The organism is Hydrophilobacter chitinilyticus (assembly GCF_049860745.1).
GTDB lineage: Bacteria > Pseudomonadota > Gammaproteobacteria > Burkholderiales > Burkholderiaceae_C > Rhodoferax_B.
The window spans coordinates 2,519,547-2,537,738 of sequence record NZ_CP187561.1; the positions used below are offsets into that span (position 1 = coordinate 2,519,547).

At 59.4% G+C, this 18,192-nt stretch carries 21 protein-coding genes; 13 read left to right on the plus strand and 8 right to left on the minus strand.

From position 1 onward, the window contains the following. The 8 genes from ACPWMG_RS11175 to ACPWMG_RS11210 all read left to right on the plus strand — a co-directional run bounded on the left by ACPWMG_RS11175 (nucleotide 1) and on the right by ACPWMG_RS11210 (nucleotide 7,389). Nucleotides 1-1,014 carry a branched-chain amino acid ABC transporter permease gene (locus ACPWMG_RS11175; RefSeq protein WP_483304711.1) on the plus strand — a complete coding sequence of 338 codons (1,014 nt, stop codon included), beginning with the start codon at nucleotides 1-3 and terminating at the stop codon, nucleotides 1,012-1,014. Beyond that, a complete protein-coding gene (locus ACPWMG_RS11180) occupies nucleotides 1,011-1,766 on the plus strand; it encodes an ABC transporter ATP-binding protein (protein ID WP_483304712.1) in 756 nt (251 codons plus the stop codon). Before ACPWMG_RS11175 ends, ACPWMG_RS11180 begins: the two co-directional genes overlap by 4 nt. Nucleotides 1,767-1,768: 2 nt before the next feature. Further along, nucleotides 1,769-2,545 (plus strand): ABC transporter ATP-binding protein, encoded by a 777-nt coding sequence (locus ACPWMG_RS11185; RefSeq protein ID WP_483304713.1) that lies wholly within the window; start codon nucleotides 1,769-1,771, stop codon nucleotides 2,543-2,545. Between the two features lie 37 nt (nucleotides 2,546-2,582). Continuing rightward, entirely contained in the window at nucleotides 2,583-3,491 is a 909-nt protein-coding gene (locus ACPWMG_RS11190) for a VOC family protein (RefSeq protein WP_483304714.1), read from the plus strand. An 11-nt stretch (nucleotides 3,492-3,502) separates the two neighbouring features. Further along, complete coding sequence (locus tag ACPWMG_RS11195; RefSeq protein WP_483304715.1) at nucleotides 3,503-4,450, plus strand: sugar phosphate isomerase/epimerase family protein; 948 nt, start codon at nucleotides 3,503-3,505, stop codon at nucleotides 4,448-4,450. A gap of 56 nt (nucleotides 4,451-4,506) precedes the next feature. Beyond that, nucleotides 4,507-5,688 carry a lyase family protein gene (locus ACPWMG_RS11200; protein ID WP_483304716.1) on the plus strand — a complete coding sequence of 394 codons (1,182 nt, stop codon included), beginning with the start codon at nucleotides 4,507-4,509 and terminating at the stop codon, nucleotides 5,686-5,688. Between the two features lie 406 nt (nucleotides 5,689-6,094). Beyond that, nucleotides 6,095-7,042 carry a LysR family transcriptional regulator gene (locus tag ACPWMG_RS11205; RefSeq protein ID WP_483304717.1) on the plus strand — a complete coding sequence of 316 codons (948 nt, stop codon included), beginning with the start codon at nucleotides 6,095-6,097 and terminating at the stop codon, nucleotides 7,040-7,042. Between the two features lie 77 nt (nucleotides 7,043-7,119). Next, a complete protein-coding gene (locus ACPWMG_RS11210) occupies nucleotides 7,120-7,389 on the plus strand; it encodes a hypothetical protein (RefSeq protein WP_483304718.1) in 270 nt (89 codons plus the stop codon). A 47-nt stretch (nucleotides 7,390-7,436) separates the two neighbouring features. Here ACPWMG_RS11210 and ACPWMG_RS11215 read toward each other — a convergent pair whose 3' ends face one another. The 5 genes from ACPWMG_RS11215 to ACPWMG_RS11235 form a co-directional block, all read right to left on the minus strand. Next, nucleotides 7,437-8,294, minus strand: a complete 858-nt coding sequence (locus ACPWMG_RS11215; protein WP_483304719.1) for a M90 family metallopeptidase — start codon at nucleotides 8,292-8,294, stop codon at nucleotides 7,437-7,439. Next, on the minus strand, nucleotides 8,285-9,043 hold the full coding sequence (locus tag ACPWMG_RS11220) for a UDP-2,3-diacylglucosamine diphosphatase (protein WP_483304720.1): 759 nt from the start codon (nucleotides 9,041-9,043) through the stop codon (nucleotides 8,285-8,287). The genes ACPWMG_RS11215 and ACPWMG_RS11220 overlap by 10 nt, the downstream gene beginning before the upstream one ends. A 104-nt stretch (nucleotides 9,044-9,147) precedes the next feature. Further along, nucleotides 9,148-9,654, minus strand: coding sequence for a peptidylprolyl isomerase (locus ACPWMG_RS11225; RefSeq protein ID WP_483304721.1), 507 nt, complete (start codon nucleotides 9,652-9,654; stop codon nucleotides 9,148-9,150). Nucleotides 9,655-9,662: 8 nt separating this feature from the next. Beyond that, nucleotides 9,663-10,292 (minus strand): peptidylprolyl isomerase, encoded by a 630-nt coding sequence (locus ACPWMG_RS11230; protein WP_483304722.1) that lies wholly within the window; start codon nucleotides 10,290-10,292, stop codon nucleotides 9,663-9,665. 186 nt (nucleotides 10,293-10,478) lie between these two features. Continuing rightward, nucleotides 10,479-11,069 (minus strand): tetratricopeptide repeat protein, encoded by a 591-nt coding sequence (locus ACPWMG_RS11235; protein ID WP_483304723.1) that lies wholly within the window; start codon nucleotides 11,067-11,069, stop codon nucleotides 10,479-10,481. Nucleotides 11,070-11,378: 309 nt separating this feature from the next. Between ACPWMG_RS11235 and cysS the strand changes: the two genes are divergently transcribed. The 5 genes from cysS (at nucleotide 11,379) to ACPWMG_RS11260 (ending at nucleotide 16,090) form a co-directional block, all read left to right on the plus strand. Next, the gene (gene cysS, locus ACPWMG_RS11240; RefSeq protein ID WP_483304724.1) at nucleotides 11,379-12,758 is read left to right on the plus strand and encodes a cysteine--tRNA ligase; all 1,380 of its coding nucleotides are present in this window, start codon (nucleotides 11,379-11,381) and stop codon (nucleotides 12,756-12,758) included. 45 nt (nucleotides 12,759-12,803) lie between these two features. Further along, the gene (locus ACPWMG_RS11245) at nucleotides 12,804-13,469 is read left to right on the plus strand and encodes a DNA-3-methyladenine glycosylase family protein (RefSeq protein ID WP_483304725.1); all 666 of its coding nucleotides are present in this window, start codon (nucleotides 12,804-12,806) and stop codon (nucleotides 13,467-13,469) included. A 113-nt stretch (nucleotides 13,470-13,582) separates the two neighbouring features. After that, entirely contained in the window at nucleotides 13,583-14,563 is a 981-nt protein-coding gene (locus tag ACPWMG_RS11250) for an acetyl-CoA carboxylase carboxyltransferase subunit alpha (protein WP_483304726.1), read from the plus strand. Between the two features lie 32 nt (nucleotides 14,564-14,595). Then, nucleotides 14,596-15,309 (plus strand): DUF1345 domain-containing protein, encoded by a 714-nt coding sequence (locus ACPWMG_RS11255; RefSeq protein ID WP_483304727.1) that lies wholly within the window; start codon nucleotides 14,596-14,598, stop codon nucleotides 15,307-15,309. A gap of 151 nt (nucleotides 15,310-15,460) precedes the next feature. After that, nucleotides 15,461-16,090 carry a hypothetical protein gene (locus tag ACPWMG_RS11260; protein WP_483304728.1) on the plus strand — a complete coding sequence of 210 codons (630 nt, stop codon included), beginning with the start codon at nucleotides 15,461-15,463 and terminating at the stop codon, nucleotides 16,088-16,090. Between the two features lie 32 nt (nucleotides 16,091-16,122). Here ACPWMG_RS11260 and ACPWMG_RS11265 read toward each other — a convergent pair whose 3' ends face one another. The 3 genes from ACPWMG_RS11265 to ACPWMG_RS11275 all read right to left on the minus strand — a co-directional run bounded on the left by ACPWMG_RS11265 (nucleotide 16,123) and on the right by ACPWMG_RS11275 (nucleotide 18,096). Continuing rightward, nucleotides 16,123-16,419, minus strand: a complete 297-nt coding sequence (locus ACPWMG_RS11265; RefSeq protein WP_483304729.1) for a hypothetical protein — start codon at nucleotides 16,417-16,419, stop codon at nucleotides 16,123-16,125. Nucleotides 16,420-16,503: 84 nt separating this feature from the next. Beyond that, on the minus strand, nucleotides 16,504-17,058 hold the full coding sequence (locus ACPWMG_RS11270) for a nucleoside 2-deoxyribosyltransferase (protein ID WP_483304730.1): 555 nt from the start codon (nucleotides 17,056-17,058) through the stop codon (nucleotides 16,504-16,506). A gap of 18 nt (nucleotides 17,059-17,076) precedes the next feature. After that, complete coding sequence (locus tag ACPWMG_RS11275; protein WP_483304731.1) at nucleotides 17,077-18,096, minus strand: Bug family tripartite tricarboxylate transporter substrate binding protein; 1,020 nt, start codon at nucleotides 18,094-18,096, stop codon at nucleotides 17,077-17,079. Nucleotides 18,097-18,192: the final 96 nt, after the last annotated feature.

The following is an 18,192-nucleotide window of genomic DNA, read 5'->3' on the forward strand; positions in this document are numbered from 1 at the left end:
ATGAAGAAATCAACACTCCTCATCTCCCTGATCAGCGCCGCGTTGCTGCTGATCGTGCCTAACTTCTTGAAGAACTACGGCATCTACCTGCTCACCACCTGGTTGGTGTTCATCATCGTCACCATGGGGCTCAACCTCACGGTGGGCTACGCCGGGCAAAAGTCGCTGGGCCAAGCCGCGTTCTTCGGCATTGGCGCCTATACCGTCGCCATTTTGATGAAGGCTGGTGTGAGCTTCTGGCTCGGCTTGCCGGCGGCGGCGCTCATCTGTTTTGTGGTCGGGCTGATTTTGGGTTTCCCGGCGTTGCGTGTGCAAACCATTTACCTGGCGTTTGCCACTTTGGGCTTCAACACGGCAGTGTGGCTGGTGATGCGCAACGAAGAGTGGCTCACTGGCGGCACTTTCGGCATCAACAACATCTCGCGCCCCAGCCTGTTTGGCTATTCGCTCGAAGGCAACTTGCCGTACTACTACTTTGTGCTGGCGGTGGCGGTGATCCTGGCGCTGCTGCTGGCCGGGCTGTTGCGTTCCCCCTGGGGCAAAGCATTTACCGCGCTGCGCGATAACCCCATCCGCGCGGAAAGCCTGGGCGTCGACATCCGCACCTACACGCTGCTGAGCTTTGCCATTGGTGCAGCCTACGCGGGTATCGCCGGTGCCTTGTTTGCCAGCCTGGTGCAGTTCATTGAGCCCGCACCGTTCACGGTGGGCGCGTCCATCATGATGTATTTGATGGTGGTGGTCGGCGGCCCGGGTTACTTCCTGGGGCCGGTGGTCGGCTCAGCGGTGGGTGTGTTGTTGCCCGAGTGGCTGCGCTTCGCCCAAGCCTGGTATCTGTTCGTCTTTGGCGCTGCCGTGGTGCTGCTGATGATTTGGCTGCCCGATGGATTGCTGAGCATCCCTGAGCGTATGCGTGCGCGTCGCCTGGCAAAAGAAGCCAATGCGGCACGCCAAGCCAGCGGTCTGGCCGCACAGCAAGCCCAACAACCCGTGAAGACTGGAGCTTCGGTATGAGCGCGCCACTGTTGAAAGTTAACAACCTCAAAAAGGCCTACGGCGCCATTCAGGCCGTGGGTGGTGTGTCGTTTGAAGTCATGCCGGGCGAAATCTTCGGCGTGATTGGCCCCAACGGCTCGGGCAAAACCACGCTGTTCAACAGCATGCTGGGCCAGATCCGCCCCGACAGCGGCAGCATCGAATTGAACGGCGAAGACGTCAGCCGCCTCGGCCCATTGGAGCTGAACCGGCGCGGCGTGGGCCGCACGTTCCAGACGCTGCAGGTGTTTGGCAAGATGAGCGTGCGCGACAACCTGCTGGTGGCCGCGCAAGAGCACAAGGGCAGCATGTTCAGCCGCATGTTCGCGCCCAGCGATTCAGGCCTGGGCGCCAAGGCCGATGCGCTGATCGACCAGTTCCGCATTCGCCACGTGGCCGACAAAAAGGCCGGTGAGCTGAGCTACGGCCAGCAAAAGTTGGTCGACATTGCCATGGCCTTCATGAGCGAGCCCGACCTGGTGCTGCTGGACGAGCCGTGCGCGGGTGTGAACCCCAGCCTGGTGGGCGGCATCTCCACGCTGCTCAAACAACTGAACCAGCAACAGGGCGCGAAGAAGAGCAGCTTCGTGGTGATTGAACACAACATGGATTTCGTGATGGACCTGTGCCACCGCATCATGGTGATGGTGGAAGGCCAGGTGCTGGCCGTAGGCACACCAGCCGAAATTCGTGGCAACAAGCAGGTGCTTGACGCCTATCTCGGGAACTAACCATGTCAAACAACAACGCACACGACACCTGCATCGAGTTTGACGATGTGGTGGCCGGCTACAAAGATTTCATGATCTTGAACAACCTGTCGTTCAAGGCGCGTCGCGGCTCCATCACCTTGCTGCTGGGCCCCAACGGCGCGGGCAAATCGACGGTGCTCAAAACCCTGTTTGGCCTGCTCAAACCACGCCAGGGCCGTATTTTGCTTGACGGTGTAGACATCAGCGGCGCGACGCAAAAGCAACTGCTGGCGCAAGGCATTGCCTTTGTGCCGCAGGGGCGCAATCTGTTTGGCCAACTCACGGTGTTCCAGAACCTGGAGTTGGGCGGCATCACGCTCGGCATGAAGACCACGCACGAGCGGATTCCAGAGGTGCTGGAGTTCTTTCCACGGGTGAAAGAACGCATGCATTCGATGGCCTCGGCTTTGTCGGGCGGCGAGCAAAAGCAGCTTGAAATTGGTCGGGCCTTGCTGCTGCGGCCCAAGGTGATCTTGATTGACGAGCCCTCGATTGGGTTATCTCCCATCGTGGTACAGGATGTGTTCAAACTGTTGCGTAAACTGGCTGATGCAGGCACCACCGTGTTGATGGTGGAGCAGAACGTGAAAAGCGCGTTGAAGATATCGGACGAGGCGATTGCGCTGGAGTCTGGCCGCTTGGTGTTGCAGCGGCCCGCAAGTGAACTGCTGGCGGACCCGCACATCGAGCGCTTGTTTTTGGGCGGCGCGCACACCGCGGCCGCCACGGCTGTACCGGTGGGAGCAGCCGCAATTTGATCATTGGTTTTACCGCGTTATCTAGGAGTTAAGCGAAATGGCATCCACACAATACGACCAAGGTGGTCTGGCAGACCGTGAAGCGGTCGGCATGACACCCAACCCGCTGGGGCTGGAGGGCATCGAGTTCATCGAGTACGCCACCTCCAAGCCGCAGGCGCTGGGGCAGGTGCTGGAGACCATGGGCTTTCGCCCGGTGGCGCGCCACCGTTCGCGCGAGGTGCTGCTGTACCGCCAGGGCGACATCAACGTCATCGTCAACGCGCACTCGGGTGGCCACGACCACACTGTGCCGCTGACTGAAACGCCGGTGATCGTGGCCGTGGCCTTGCGTGTGCGTGATGCCGCAGCGGCCTACCGCCGCGCGCTGGACCGTGGCGCCTGGGCTGTGCCAGCACGTGTCGAGGTGATGGAGTTGAACATTCCCGCCATCCACGGCGTGGGCACCAGCCGCATTTATTTTGTGGACCGCTACAAAGAGTTCTCGATTTACGACGTGGATTTCACGCCCATTCCCACGGTGGACCAACGCCCACCAGCGGTGGCGGGCTTGCATTTCTTTGGTGTGGTGCAGTACATCGGCAACGACCGCGCCGACGACTGGACGGAGTTCTACCAAGAGCTGTTTGGCTTTACCGCGCTGTCGAACAGCGAACGTTTTGGCATCTTGCCCAAGGGCCGTATTTTGCGTAGCCCATGCGGCACGTTTTATCTGCAACTGATCGAACCCGAGCCAGGCGTGCTGGATGTGGAAGACGACGAATGCCTACAGCGCATTGGCCTGGGCACGCCCGATGTGCCCGCCACTGTGGCCGAGTTGCGCAAGCGCGGCGTGGAGTTTGTGGAAGCCAAGAGTGCGCAAGCCGAGGCGCGTGGCGCGCTGACGCGCTCCTACATGGGCGGCGTGATGTTCGAGCTGGTGCACGACAAGCGGGCGCAATCTTGAGCGGAGGCTTTATGAACAACACGCCTTACGCAGCCACATCTGCCACGCACAACGTGCAACACGTCGGCGGCAACATCGACGACTTCGGCATGGACACCATCTCGCTCGCCGGCCCGCTGGAGGCCAAGCTGGCGGCGGTAAAGGGCGCGGGCTTCACACAGATCATGCTGTCGGCACGCGACATCGTGGGCCATGCCAACGGTGTGGAGGCGGCTGTGGCTGCGGTGCGCGACAGCGGCTTGCGCGTTACCGGTTTTCAAGTGCTGCGCGATTTTGAAGGGCTCTCGGGCCACCTGCACGAATACAAGATCGACATCGCCAAGGCCATGCTTGACATGTGCCACGCGCTGAATTGCCGGCTGCTGCTGGTGTGTTCATCCACTTCGACGCACGCCACGTCAGACCTGGACGTGATCGCGCGCGACTTGCGCAAGCTAGCCATGCTGGCCGTGCCGCGCAACATCAAAGTGGCGTACGAAGGCTTGTCGTGGGGCCGCACGATCAACGAGTTCACCACCGCGTGGGACATTGTGTGCCGCGCCGACGCGCCCAACCTCGGGCTGGGTTTTGACTCGTTCCATTTGCTGGCCACCCAAACGCCGCTGGAAGAGTTGGAAATCCTTGATCCATCCAAAATTTTCTTGGTGCAACTGGCCGACTTCATGTGGAACGAAGTGCGCTCGAACGAAGAGAAGATTGCCACGGCGCGGCACTTTCGGGTGTTCCCCGGCGAGGGCGTGCACAGTGAGGCTATGGCCAAGCTGGTGCGCGCGCTGCACGAGCTGGGCTACCGGGGCGACTACAGCTTTGAAGTCTTCAACGACGACTACCAGCAGATCCCGCTGCCGGTCGTGGCCGAGCGTGCGCGCAAATCAGCGCTGTGGCTGGGCGAAGAGGTGTTGCGCCGCTCGGTGCCACTACCTAATCGCATGCGTTTAAAACAGACTCGAACGGCATAAACGCCAATGCGCTCGTCTTCTCCGGGCGCAAAACGGTTGCCGTTAAGCACTTCATCATGAGCTTCATCTTTGACGGATTTCTGACCACGCCAGAAGTGCAAGAGGCGTTTGCTGATCGGCAGTTCGTCAGTGCCATGCTGCGCTTTGAAGCGGCGCTGGCCAGTGCGCAGGCGGAAGAGGGGCTGATCCCGCAAAGCTCGGCCGCATCCATCATTCGCACCTGCAAAGTCGAGCTGTTTGATGTCCCCAAGCTGGTACGCGAAAGTGGCCCAGCGGGCAGCATTGCGGTACCCCTGGTCAAGAGCCTGAAAGAAGCGGTGGCGCTGTTTAACCCGGCGGCGCAAGCACACACCCACGTGGGTTGTATTGCACAGGATGTGGTCGACACCGCCATGGTGTTGGTCACGCGCCAGGCGTTGATGTTGATTGAAGCGGACCTGACCCGTTTGGTGCAGGCGTTGTCGCAGCTTGCGCGGCAATACGCCAGCACGCCGATGCTGGCACGCACCTTGATGCAACCAGCGTCTGTGACGAGCTTTGGTTTGAAGTGTGTGGGGTGGCTGGCCCCCCTTGTACGCAGTCAACGGCGTTTGGTGGAGGCTTCCAGGCGCGCCATGAAACTGCAACTGGGTGGCGCGGTTGGCACGCTGGCTGAAATGGGTGCACATGGCCCCGCCGTCGCAGAGCGTATGGCGCGTGATTTGGGGCTTACGGCGCCAGAGTGCTCTTGGCAATCTCAGCGCGATGAGTGGGTTGCCTTGGGTTGCGAGTTGGGCCTGCTGGCGGGCAGCTTGGGGAAAGTCGGGCGTGATATTGCATTGATGAGCCAGTTTGAGGTGGCCGAAGTCGCCGAGCCAGACCATTTGGAGCGTGGCCGCTCCTCCACCATGCTGCATAAACGTAATCCCGTGGGCTCCATGGTGGCGATCGCGGCGGCGCAACGTGTGCCCCAGCGCGTGGCGTTATTGCTGCAATCGATGGCGGGAGAGCACGAACGGTCTCTTGGGCATTGGCAGGTGGAGCTGGCGGAATGGCCTCAGCTTGTGATGACCACGCATGGCAGTGTGCGGGCGTTGGCACAGGCTTGCTCGGGGCTACGCGTGGACCCGGCACGCATGGACTCGAACCTTGCGGCAGTACGAAATTCAATGTCCAGCGAGGCGGCTGCGCAGTGGTTTTCCTCCCCTTTGGCCCTGCACGCCGCTGAGCAGGTGGAGCGGCAGCTTCGTCGTCTATAAGTCGCGTCAACTGCTTGGTAGCCGCTTTAACGTCGTTTTTTGCGCAGGGGCTGCCTGCTAGATTTATCAGGCGTTCCTTGATCGCCTTCACGTGGTCGGCCCCGGCGCGGCGCCGATAAGCGCTTCCAATTTTGTCTCCAGGCCCTTCTTCGGACGATTCGATCCGGGTGCCCCGAACGCTGTGGTTGTTGCAGTGGCGCGTCATTTGACGCTTCATTCTTTGACGTGTTCGGCTGATCGTTCTCGCACGCTCATTTCGTGATATTGTTTATATTCATGTATGCAAAATAATAAATTGTGTAACTGGTGTGCACATTGATATTGTTGGTAATTGACTGTTCATGATCAAATGATTCTCTTGATGGGTATTCATTTGTATTGATTCAAACAAATATGGAGCAAAGCCATGGATCGAATTTCCGCAATGCGTGTATTTAGCGAAGTTGTGACACGTGGCAGTTTTACGGCCGCAGCCAACACCCTGGGTATGTCCCGCGCAATGGTGACGCGTCACATTGCCGAACTTGAACGCTGGTTGGGCGCGCGCCTATTGATGCGTTCCACACGACGTTTGTCGTTGACTGAAGCCGGTGAAGCCTGTGTCGCACGCAGCCGCCAACTGCTTGAACTGGTCAACGATGTCGAGCAGGTTGTCGGCCAGCGTGACACCGAGCCTCACGGGCAGATTCGGGTGTATTCGAGTGTCTCGTTTGGTCAATCCCATTTGAGCGCGGCCTTGGTCGACTATCTGGCGCGTTATCCGCGAACACGTGTCGACTTGGTGCTTGGCGACCAGCCTGTGAATTTGATCGAAGACCGCATCGACTTGGCTATCCGCGTGACCAACGAACTCGACCCGAGCATGATTGCTCGAAAGTTGTCTACCTGCCGTTCTGTGGTGTGCGCCGCTCCTGACTATTTGATGCGGCAGGGCGTGCCTGAAACGGTGCAAGATCTGGCCCGGCACAACTGCCTGACCTACTCGCGTTTCGAAAAGAGCCAATGGCATTTTGTGCGTCAGAACGAGGAAGTGTCGGTGCAGGTGTCGGGCAACCTCAGCGCCAACGAAGCCACTGCTTTGTTGCAGGCCGTACGTGCTGGCGGTGGTCTGTCGGTGCAGCCCACTTACGCTGTGGCTGATCTGTTGAAAAGCGGGGAACTTGTGGAGGTTCTGCCGGAGTGGAAGCCGCTGCCACTAGGTGTTTATGGCGTCTACGTGTCCCGTCGCCATCAGCCAGCCACTATGCGCACGCTGCTCGACTTCCTGGAAAGCCGCTTCGGCCCAGAGCCCGGTTGGGATCGTCCGCAGCAGTTGTCGGCGCCAATGTCACGCCAAGTGTTGCAGGCTGCATAGGTGAGATCAGGTTCAGGCGGCTCTCGTGTGCCGCTTGAACTTAGGTGTTCACAGCCGCTCTCTTCAGTGAGTTCAGAATGTTTCCTCAAGTGCGTACGGTCTCGGGCAAGCCTATTGCTGACATTGCCATCCGCATCCGATATCGGCAGGCACTTGAAACAGCTCTCGGCGACCCTGAATTGTTGAGGCCGCTTTATGCAGCGTATCTGCAGATTGTGGCAACCTATGGTGAAGAGCCCGATTTGGCCACGTTGCCCGCCGAGCTTCGTACACACCTATCACAATGGCTGGCTGTGCAGCGGCAGGCACAACGTATGTTGCAGCCAGCTGAAAACGACGGTTTGTAGGTCTTTATTCCAGGACTACAAGCAAGCTCGGTACCTACCCCTGTTTCTCAATGGGCTACGAGCGCGGCGCGGAAAAACGAGTCGTAGAGTGGTGTGAGGATAGGGAATTCAGACTGAAACCGCTCCCGGCTCACGAAGTACGCTTCACACGTCACGGGAAAGAATTCTTCCATAGATGTGGCGCCGTAGGCATCGAGCCACGGTTCTGCCTTTCCAAAGCGTTCGGCTAGCGCGACGTCGTCTTGAAATGCTTCAAAAGCAGGCTGCAGGACGCCGAACCATTTTTCTATGGCTTCTCGGGTCGATGGGCTCCCCATAAAGCCGGGAGGCAACGCAGGGCAGTCTGCCAGCATGCCGTCGAAACGCGGGCCTTGCATTGCCAGTTTGTGCACGAATTCGTGGATCACGACATTGGTGCCTTCTGCTGCGGCGCTTCCCGCGCGGGCGATTTCTGACCAACTCAATGTCACGGGGCCGTCTTCTGCAGCCTCTCCTGTCAACGTTTCTTGGCCTTCGTGAACGATGCCGATGTCATCCACCCATTCACGGCGCGCCAGCACTTCACCAGGATGAACCACGATGGTGACGAAATCTCGGAAAGCTTCCAACGCTTTGGCAGGGGGGGCGTCAAAAGGCGTCATGTGCAAAACGACCAAACAGGCTTGGGCCGCAATTGAGACACCGATGGTGTCGGTGATGGTGAGCCCGTTGGCTCCAAAGAATTCTTTTTCGCCTAAGAACACTTCTGCGAGCGCACGCAGGCGCTGCTGCTCCGGGGCAGTGAGTGCGGCCAGAAACGGCAAGTCGGCAAGTGTGTCGTGCCAAATTTGATCGGGAATCTTGGTCGCGTTCGGCCTGCCGGTCAGCTTGTTCCCCAAGTTGGCCAACAGTGCTTTTAAGCCCATTGGGTCCAGGGAACACGTTTGAGGCCTGCAGCGGTTAACTGCAGTACTTCCGCGCGGGGGGGGGATGCCGCGAGATCCCAATCGCTGAGGACGATACGTTCAAGCCCATTGCCAAGCAGATGTTGTGCTGGCCGATGGGTGTGACCATGGACCATGGTTGTGGCATTTGCAGACTTGAGCCATTCGCGGGTCGCCGCCGTGTCCAGGTCCGCATACGGGCCGCCGGTTTGATGCTTGGCTTCGCTTTGGGTGCGAATCTGCCGCGCGATGTTCTGGCGAACGGTCAGTGGCTGCGCCAGAAACGCTTGCTGCCATTGCGGATCACGCACTTGCAGCCGGAATTTTTGATAGTCGACGTCGTCCAAGCACAGTGCGTCGCCGTGGCTCAATAGCCAGCGGTGCTTATTGAAGGTGAGCGCGGTGGGGTCTTTCAGCAACGTGACGCTGCAAGACTCCATGACCTGCGCGCTGACCAGAAAGTCGCGGTTGCCTTGCATGAAGTACAAGGCGGTGCGTTGGCCTGCATCACGTAATACAGCGAGGCAATCCGCTTCGAATCCAGGCGCTGCCGCAGCGTCGTCGCCGACCCAGACTTCAAACAAATCGCCGAGGATGAACACCGCATCGGCCTGCGTCTTTGCCACGTACTTTTGCCACGCGGCAAAGGTCAACGTTTCGCTGGCCTGCAAATGCAGGTCTGAAATGAATTCGACCGTTCGCCAAGCCGTGGGAGCGATGAGCTCTTGCACGGTAGGAACGGTCGAGATGGTGGGCTCTGTCACGTGGCGCCTGATGAAATCAAGCGGCTTGGTGGCAGTGCCTTGGCCGCTGAAATCGGGGACTAAAGCGCGGATTAAAGCGCAACGGCTTTTTCGATGATGACGTCGTCATTCGGCACGTCGTCGTGGAAGCCCTTGCGGCCGGTCTTCACGGCCTTGATCTTGTCGACCACTTCAGAGCCCGACACCACTTTGCCGAACACGGCGTAGCCCCAACCTTGGGCGGAGATGGCAGTGTGGTTCAGGAAGCTGTTGTCAGCCACGTTGATGAAGAACTGAGCGGTAGCCGAATGCGGGTCATTCGTGCGTGCCATGGCCACGGTGTAGTTGTTGTTCTTCAAGCCGTTGTTGGCTTCGTTGTCGATGGGGGCTTCGGTGCCCTTTTGCTTCATGCCGGGTTCAAAGCCGCCGCCTTGCACCATGAAGCCAGGAATCACGCGGTGGAAGATGGTGTTGTTGTAGTGGCCGCTGTTCACATAGGCCAAGAAGTTAGCCGTCGACTTAGGCGCTTTTTCAGCGTCGAGTTCGAGGGTGATCACGCCGAAGTTGGCGATGTGGAGTTCGACTTGTGGATTGCTCATGATGTGCTTTATTTGACCAGTGTGGCCGAGTTGATGACGATGGGTGTCTTGGGAACGTCGCTGGGGAACGGGCCGCCAGCGCCGGTGGGGGTGGACTTCATTTTATTCACGACGTCCATGCCGCTGACGACTTTGCCGAACACGGTGTAGCCGAACAGCTGTGGTGCGCTCACCAATTTTTCGCGTGGCGTATTTTCGTACACGCGGCCCTGGTATTCAAACTTAGGCACTGGGTCGCCTGGGGGAATCACGGTCGGGTCGAGAAACGCGTTGTCTTTCACGTTGATGAAGAACTGTGCCGTAGCCGACTGCGGGTCGCCGGTACGCGCCATGGCGAGGGTGCCGACCACGTTGCGGTCGCCGCCCTTGGCCAATGCAGCCTGGCCTTCATGTTCCACGGGCGCACGCGTAGGCTTCTGGTTGTACTTGGTGTCAAAGCCGCCGCCTTGCACCATGAAGTTGTCGATCACGCGGTGGAAGATGGTGCCGTCGTAGTGTTTGTCTTTGACGTACTGCAGAAAGTTGGCCACCGTCTTGGGCGCTTTATCGGGGTAGACCTCGACCACAAAATCGCCAGCAGTGGTCGAAAACTTGACGCGCGGCGCGTCAGCCGCAAAAGCAGCGGGCAGGGCAGCCATAGCAAGGCTTGCTGCGAGCAAGGCGCGCCGCATGAAGGAGGTGGGGCTTTGATGCAACATGAAAATGTGATCTGGTGATCTAGAAAAAAAGCAATGGAAGCTGAGGGCCATCAAGACCCGGCTTGGCCTGAGATGAGGCGCTATCGCTGACAGAAGTTCCCCGGTTCAGTCTCCGGGGGCTATAGGTTACTTGGCAGCGGCAGCTGGCTTGGCCGCACCTTTGGTAGGTTTGGCCGGTGGCGTCAGAACCTCTTTGAGCAACACCACTTTTTGTCCGGCCAGTTTGTTGTTGGCGTCCAGTTGCAAGGCTTTGCTGTACGACTGGCTGGCCAGCTTGGCATACACGTCACCCAGGTTTTCATGCGCCGTGGCGTAGCTGGGGTTGATGCGAATGGCCATTTCCAAAGCGGTGCGGGCCTTGTCGTACTGGTTTTGGCCGGCGTACAACGCGGCCAAGTTGTTGTAGGGCTCAGGCAGCTCTGGGTATTCTTGTGTGAGCGCAGTCAGGGTGGTGATGGCGTCATCGGTCTTGCCGGCTTCAGTCTGGATCACGCCCTTCAGAAAGCGCATTTGCGGATCGCGCGGTTTGCCAGCCAGGTAGGCATCGGCCTTGGTTTGGGCTTCATCGAGTTTGCCAGCGCGGATGAGCTGGCCCACATCGGTGTAGTCGTCGGCGCGCGCGGGGGCGCTCAGCGTGCAGGCCAATGCCATGCCCAGTGCCACAAAGACGGCAGTGGGGCGAACACTTGAAAATAAGCGGGAAGTCACTTGCGTCATAAGGCCTCTTGAGGTCTACCGGAACAGGCCCAAAGCAGGGGCTATATACTTCGCAGAATTGTAGCCTAGGGGTTTGAGGTGAAACGGGGCATAACCGGCTCCTGTCACCCGGTGTTGTCAGAGCGGCAGCCCCTCCCTGAGGGTTTTCAAGCGCCATATTTTCCCCGACTGGCATTGACGTAATGGCCAAGTCGAGGCAAATTGGGAGTCTTTGGCTGCAACAACCCCCTGATCGAATATTGACCGGTGCAACTGCCTCGGAAACGCGCTGTGCGCTTCTGTGTGTGTGAACGGCAACTCCAGTTTTTCATGAGTCTTCGCATTTACAACACGCTCTCGCGTGCCTTAGAGTCTTTCGCTCCCATCGAACCCGGCCATGTCCGCATGTACGTTTGCGGTATGACGATTTATGACCTGTGTCACGTGGGGCATGCGCGCATGATGATGGCGTTTGACGTGGTGCAGCGTTGGCTCAAAGTCAGCGGCTACCGCGTGACTTACGTGCGCAACATCACCGACATTGACGACAAGATCATCAAGCGCGCGCTGGAGCGCGGCATCACCATCCGTGCGCTGACCGACGAGATGACGGCCGCCATGCACCAGGACATTGGCGCGCTGGGCATCGAGCCGCCGACCATCGAGCCACGGGCCACGGAATACGTGCCGCAGATGCTCAGCCTGATCAATACGCTGGAGCAAAAAGGCCTGGCCTACCGCTCGCCCAATGGTGACGTGAACTACGCTGTGCGCAAGTTCAATGGCTACGGCAAGCTCTCGGGCAAGTCACTCGACGAATTGCGTGCCGGCGAACGTGTGGCGGTGCTCGACGGCAAAGAAGATCCGCTGGACTTTGTGTTGTGGAAGTCGGCCAAACCCGAAGAACCACCAGAAGCCAAATGGGACAGCGCTTACGGCGCAGGCCGCCCCGGCTGGCACATCGAGTGCTCGGCCATGAGCTGCCAAACCCTGGGCGAAAGCTTCGACATCCACGGCGGCGGTGCCGACCTGCAGTTTCCGCACCACGAGAACGAAATTGCCCAAAGCGAAGGCGCCTCTGGCAAGCCCTTGGCGCGCTTTTGGGTGCACAACGGTTTTGTGCGCGTGGACAACGAAAAAATGTCCAAGAGCCTGGGCAACTTCTTCACCATCCGCGAGGTGCTGGAGAAGTTTGACCGCGAAACCCTGCGCTACTTCATGGTGCGCACGCACTACCGCACGCCGCTGAACTACAGCGACGCGCATCTGGACGACGCCCGTGGCGCACTGCGCCGCCTCTACACCACGCTCGATTTGGTCAAGCCCATAGATGTGGCTGCCATCGATTGGGCGCAGCCCCATGCTGCCCGTTTCAAAGCCGCCATGGACGAAGATTTCGGCACGCCCGAGGCCGTCGCCGTGCTGTTCGACTTGGCCAGCGAAGTCAACCGCACGCGCTCGGCCGAACTCGCCGGTCTGCTCAAGGCCTTGGGCGGCACGCTTGGCATCTTGCAGGGCGATCCACAAGCGTTTCTGCGTGCCGGCGTGGCACTGGACGACGCCGCCATCCAGGTACTGATTGGTGAACGCGCCGCCGCCAAAGCGGCCAAGAACTTCGCCGAAGCTGACCGCATCCGCCAAGATTTGTTGGCCCAGGGCATCGTGCTCAAAGACAGCCCAACGGGCACCACTTGGGCATCGGCGGTGTAAAGAATATGTTGAAGAAAAAAGTGTTTTGCGTAGACGGGATGTGCGATGTCAGCTGCTAAAAAGATAGTGGAGGAGCCCGCGCCGGTCCAAATTTGGACACCCGCCTACTGGGCCGATGCCTGCAAACATCTGGTCAAAAAAGACCGGGTGATGCGGCGCCTGATCCCGCAGTTTGGCGACGCGTGCCTGGAAACCCGTGGCGACGCGTTCACTACGCTGGCGCGCAGCATTGTGGGCCAGCAAGTCTCCGTCAAAGCTGCGCAAACCGTGTGGGAGCGCTTTGTCGCGCTGCCGCGGAAAATGACGCCGGCCAATGTGCTCAAGCTTAAGGTGGACGACATGCGTGCCGCGGGCTTAAGCGTGCGCAAGGTCGAATACCTGGTCGACTTGGCGCTGCACTTCCAGTCTGGCGCGCTGCACGTGCAGAACTGGGGCGAGATGGACGACGAGGCCATCATTGCCGAATTGGTGGCCATTCGCGGCATTGGCCGCTGGACCGCCGAAATGTTCCTGATCTTCCATATGATGCGGCCCAACGTGCTGCCGCTGGATGATGTGGGCTTGATCAACGGCATCAGCCAGAGCTATTTTTCGGGTGATCCGGTGAGCCGCAGCGATGCCCGCGAAGTCGCCGTGGCCTGGGCGCCGTATTGCAGTGTCGCAACTTGGTATATTTGGCGGTCTTTGGATCCCCTGCCGGTGGCGTACTAGCCCGGTGATGAACCAGCATTGACCTGGTATTGAATATTTGAGCGTCCAGCCACTGGAGTTCGTCGCGGCACCGCACGAGCCCATTCGGGTGTGACCATCTTAGGAGAATGACGTTGGCAAAAAGAACATTTCTTGACTTCGAGCAACCCATTTCTGATCTTGAAGCCAAGATCGAAGAGCTGCGTTATGTGCAAAACGAATCGGCCGTGGACATCTCGGAAGAGATCGACCAACTCAGCAAGAAGAGCCAGCAACTCACCAAAGACATCTACGCCGACCTCACGCCGTGGAAGATCACCAAGATTGCCCGCCACCCCGAGCGTCCCTACACGCTCGACTACGTGCGCGAGATCTTCACCGACTTTGTCGAACTGCACGGCGACCGCCACTTTGCCGATGACCTGAGCATCGTGGGCGGCCTGGCGCGTTTCAACGGCACCGCTTGCATGGTGCTGGGCCACCAAAAAGGCCGCGACACCAAAGAACGCGGCCTGCGCAACTTCGGCATGAGCAAGCCTGAGGGCTACCGCAAGGCCTTGCGCCTGATGAAGCTGGCCGAGAAGTTCAAGCTGCCGGTGTTCACGTTTGTCGATACGCCCGGTGCCTATCCCGGCATCGACGCCGAAGAGCGCGGCCAGTCTGAAGCCATTGGCCGCAACATCTTCGAGATGGCGCAGCTTGAAGTGCCCATCATCACCACAATCATCGGTGAAGGCGGCTCCGGTGGCGCACTGGCCATTTCGGTGGCCGACCAAGTGGTCATGCTGCAATACTCGATCTACTCGGTGATCAGCCCTGAGGGCTGTGCTTCCATTCTGTGGAAGACGTCGGAAAAGGCGCAAGAAGCCGCTGACGCGCTGGGCATTACCGCCCACCGTTTGAAGGCGCTGGGCCTGGTCGACAAGATCGTCAGCGAGCCTGTGGGCGGCGCGCACCGCGACCACAAACAAATGGCCGCTTTCCTGAAGCGCGCACTGGGCGATGCCTACCGCCAGGTAGCCGACTTGAAGGTCAAGGAACTGCTTGACCGCCGTTACGACCGCCTCCAAAGCTACGGCCGCTTCACCGACACCAAGGCCGAAGCGCGCGGCTGATCATTGCCGGGCGCTAACTTTTGCGCCCATCCATGCTGCACCACTTCTCGCAAACCACCAGCACCCAGCGCATTGCCTACGGCACGCTCGCAGGGACGGTGGTTTTTTTCTTGCCGCTGCCGTTCAGTTTTGAAACCCGGCTTTTGCTGTCCTGGGTGATCGGCGTGGGTGTTGTGCTGGGCTTGGCGCTGTGGTTGGCTGAGACCTTTGACGCCGCCCAGACCCGTGCACGCGCGCTGCAGCAGGACGCGTCCAGTGTGGTGCTGTTTGTGCTGTTGTTAGTGACTGGCACTTTCAGTGTGGGCGCTATCGTGCAGATGATGCAGCACGCCAAAGACTTGGCGCCGTATGAGCGTGCAGCCTACGTGGGCTTGTCGATGCTCGCGTTGGCGTCTTCCTGGCTGCTGATCCACACCAGCTTTGCCTTCCGCTACGCGCACCGTTATTACCAGATCGCAGAGGGTGCTGACGTAGCTGACGTGGGTAATGGAGAGGCCAAGTTGGGGCGGAGAAGAAAAGACGTCAAAGGTGAAGGCCCGGGCCTCAAATTCCCCGGCAAGGAAGACCCCGACTACTTCGACTTTTTGTACCACGCCATGGTGGTCGGCATGACCTCGCAGGTGGCCGATGTGGACATCACCTCGCGCGCCATGCGCCGTTTGACCCTGGGGCATAGCCTGCTCTCGTTCGCTTTCAACATGGTGGTGTTGGCGCTGAGCATCAACGTAGTGGCCAGCACGGTTTGACTGCGGGTGGAGCGCGTGTCGCCCACCAAGCAAAGTGACTGTGGTCATGGTCAAAAATGACTTTCGTCGCGCCGACAAAGTGACAAATGGGCCTGTGTCGATGCGGGCGTAAAACCTAGAGTGAAGTCTCCAAAACAAGGAGGCCATCACCATGACGCAACCACACTTCGCCGCCGCCCTTGACGACAGTCTTGACGACACTTTTCAATCAGCATCTGACGAAACGATCCAACGTCGACCAACCGCAGGTTTTGATGCGCGCAAGACCTTCCTCAGCTTGCGACTGACCACAGTAGCCGCCGTGTTCGCGCTGGCGGGCTGCGCCACCACCACACAGGGTTTGGGCGGCGGTGATCTTCTTGTGAAGGGCGAATCCAAGCAACCCGTGTTGGTCAGTTGGCAAAGTGATGACGGTGGCATCAGCGGCACCATGGTGGCGACGTTGCCAGACGCAACCTTCACCGGCAACTTCCTGCAGATCACGCAGCAAACCGAAGAGACCTCCATGGCGCCGCTGTGGGTGGGCTGGAACAACGGCTGGGGCGATTGGCCGTACTGGGGCAACCCCAACCCCTCGGAGTCTGTGGATTTTTATGACGCTACACGCTTCACCCGAGACTACAGCGGCAAAGTGGTTGCCAACCTGCAGAGCGATAACGGCGATCGCATGCGTTGCCGCTTCCAGATGAACAACCCGGCGCGTGGTATGTCGGGCGGTGGTGATGGGGAATGCAAGCTCACCGGTGGCAACGTTGTGGCGGTGACGATAGACCGCCAGTGAAGATGACCGTGCAGGGCTGGTACGTTGCGACGTTACGGTGATGGCGCGTGAAGCTGGCTTTGCGCTTTTTCTAGCCACAGTGCCAGGTTGTCGAGCAGATCTTTCTGGCTGAATGAGCAGCTTTCTTCGCTGAACAAAGCGCTCGATTCCAGCCGGTCCAGCAAGCCCTGCAACACCTCGCCATAACGCGGCGGCAAAGCCGCGAGCAAGGCGGTGTGGTGACGTGCAGCGTTGCAGAACGCGTTAGTTTGGTGCGGTGCGCCGCGTAGCTCGGCCAGCGCTGTGTGCAAGGCCTGCCACTGTTGTTGGGCTTCAGAAACGGAGTTCATCTCGATGATTGTTTTGAAATAAAGGCTATGAATAAAATGGCACTTTGCGCTTGATGCTGTAGCGTAGGCTGCTATTAAATTGTTTTATCTTGATGTTCTCTTGGTCACCAGCAACTCGGCCAGTTTGCCGAGCGCCGCTTCGGCTGTGGGCGCCAAATGGGCCGAGCGCGAGAGCATCAAGTTCAGCCGCTGCCCCAGCCCTTCGACCATGGTTCCGGTAGCGGTTTCACGCAAGGTGCCGGTTGCATCCTGGGCGCAGTCCACGCTTGCGGCCACGCGTTCAGCATAGGTCGTTGGGGGCACACCGTAGGCCGCTACCGGCTTGCCCAACGCAATGGCATAGCCCACCTCAAACACCGTGCCCGAATCGGGCTCCAGTCCCCGAAAAGCCACCAGGTTGGCGGCCACACCATCGGCTTGCTCAATCAGCGCCACATTGCCTTCGTAGATACGTTGCGCCAACGCGTCTTCGCTGCCGGTGAAGCCTTTGGCGGCATCGCTGTCTGTCGGCGCCACGCCCATCATGCCGAGCAAGCTGCACAGGGTTTTCAGCCGTGTGTAGATGGCTTCGCATTCGGGGAAGAACAAGTCGGGGCCCGCAAGGTAGATACGCGGCGGGTGACTGGGTTGCTGTGGCACGGTGCGGCTTTCTGTGGATCAATCGGGCTTGATGTTAGCCCGCGCAATCACCTTCTTCCAGCGCTCTTGTTCGGTGGCGATGAACTGCGCAAACTGCTCCGGCGTACCACCCACGGCCTCGGCCGCGTCGCCGCGCAGGCGTTCCAGAGCGGCAGGCGCACGCACGGCTTTCATGGTCTCGGCGGATAGTTTGGCCAGGTGCGGGGCGGTCATGTTGGCTGGTGCCAGCATGCCGTACCACTGCGTCATTTCAAAGCCGGGGAAGCCTTGCTCAGCCACGGTGGGTACATCGGGCAACTGCGGCAAGCGCTTGGACGAGCCGGTGGCAATACAGCGCACCTTGCCCGCCTTGATGAACGGGATGATGGCCGCGGCCCCCACGGCCGAGGCTTCGAGTCTGCCGGCGAGCAGGTCGGTCATCATGGGGCCGGTGCCACGGTAGGGCACGTGCAGCATGAAGAAGCCAGAGGTCATCTTCAGATATTCGAACGCCAGGTGGCCTGCGCTGCCGTTGCCGGCCGAGCCGTAGCTCAGTTTGCCGGGTTTTGATTTGGCGTAGGCGATGAACTCCGTGAGGTTCTTCGCCGGCACGTCGGGGTGCACCACATACAGACTGGGGACCTTGGCCAGCAGGCTCACGGGTTTGAAGTCTTTGTTGGCGTCGTAGGGCAGTTTGTCGAAGATATAGGGGTTGACGGCCAACGTGCCAATGTGTCCGAGGATGATGGTGTGCTGGTCGTCGCTGCGTGCCACTTCAGTCATGGCAATGTTGCCGGCTGCGCCTGGCTTGTTGTCGACAAACACGCTTTGGCCCAAGGTGTTCGTCAGCTCCGCAGCGGTGGAGCGTGCGACGATCTCCGAACTGCCGCCCGGTGCGAAGGGCACCACGAAGCGCACGGCCTTGCTGGGCCAATTGGCTTGGGCCAAGGCTACCTGGGGTAGAAGGGCGGTCAAACCTAGTGCGCCGCTGGCTTGCAGGAATTGGCGGCGATCTGCGCGGCCAGAGGGTTGCCGGTGTTCATCGCATGTGGCTGGCATGGTTGTCTCCATTGTTGGTTTGAAGACGCCATGTTGCCTTAGTTTGCGTGCATTCTGGACTGGCTCGGGTGCACTGAATCTCCGGGGACACGCGCG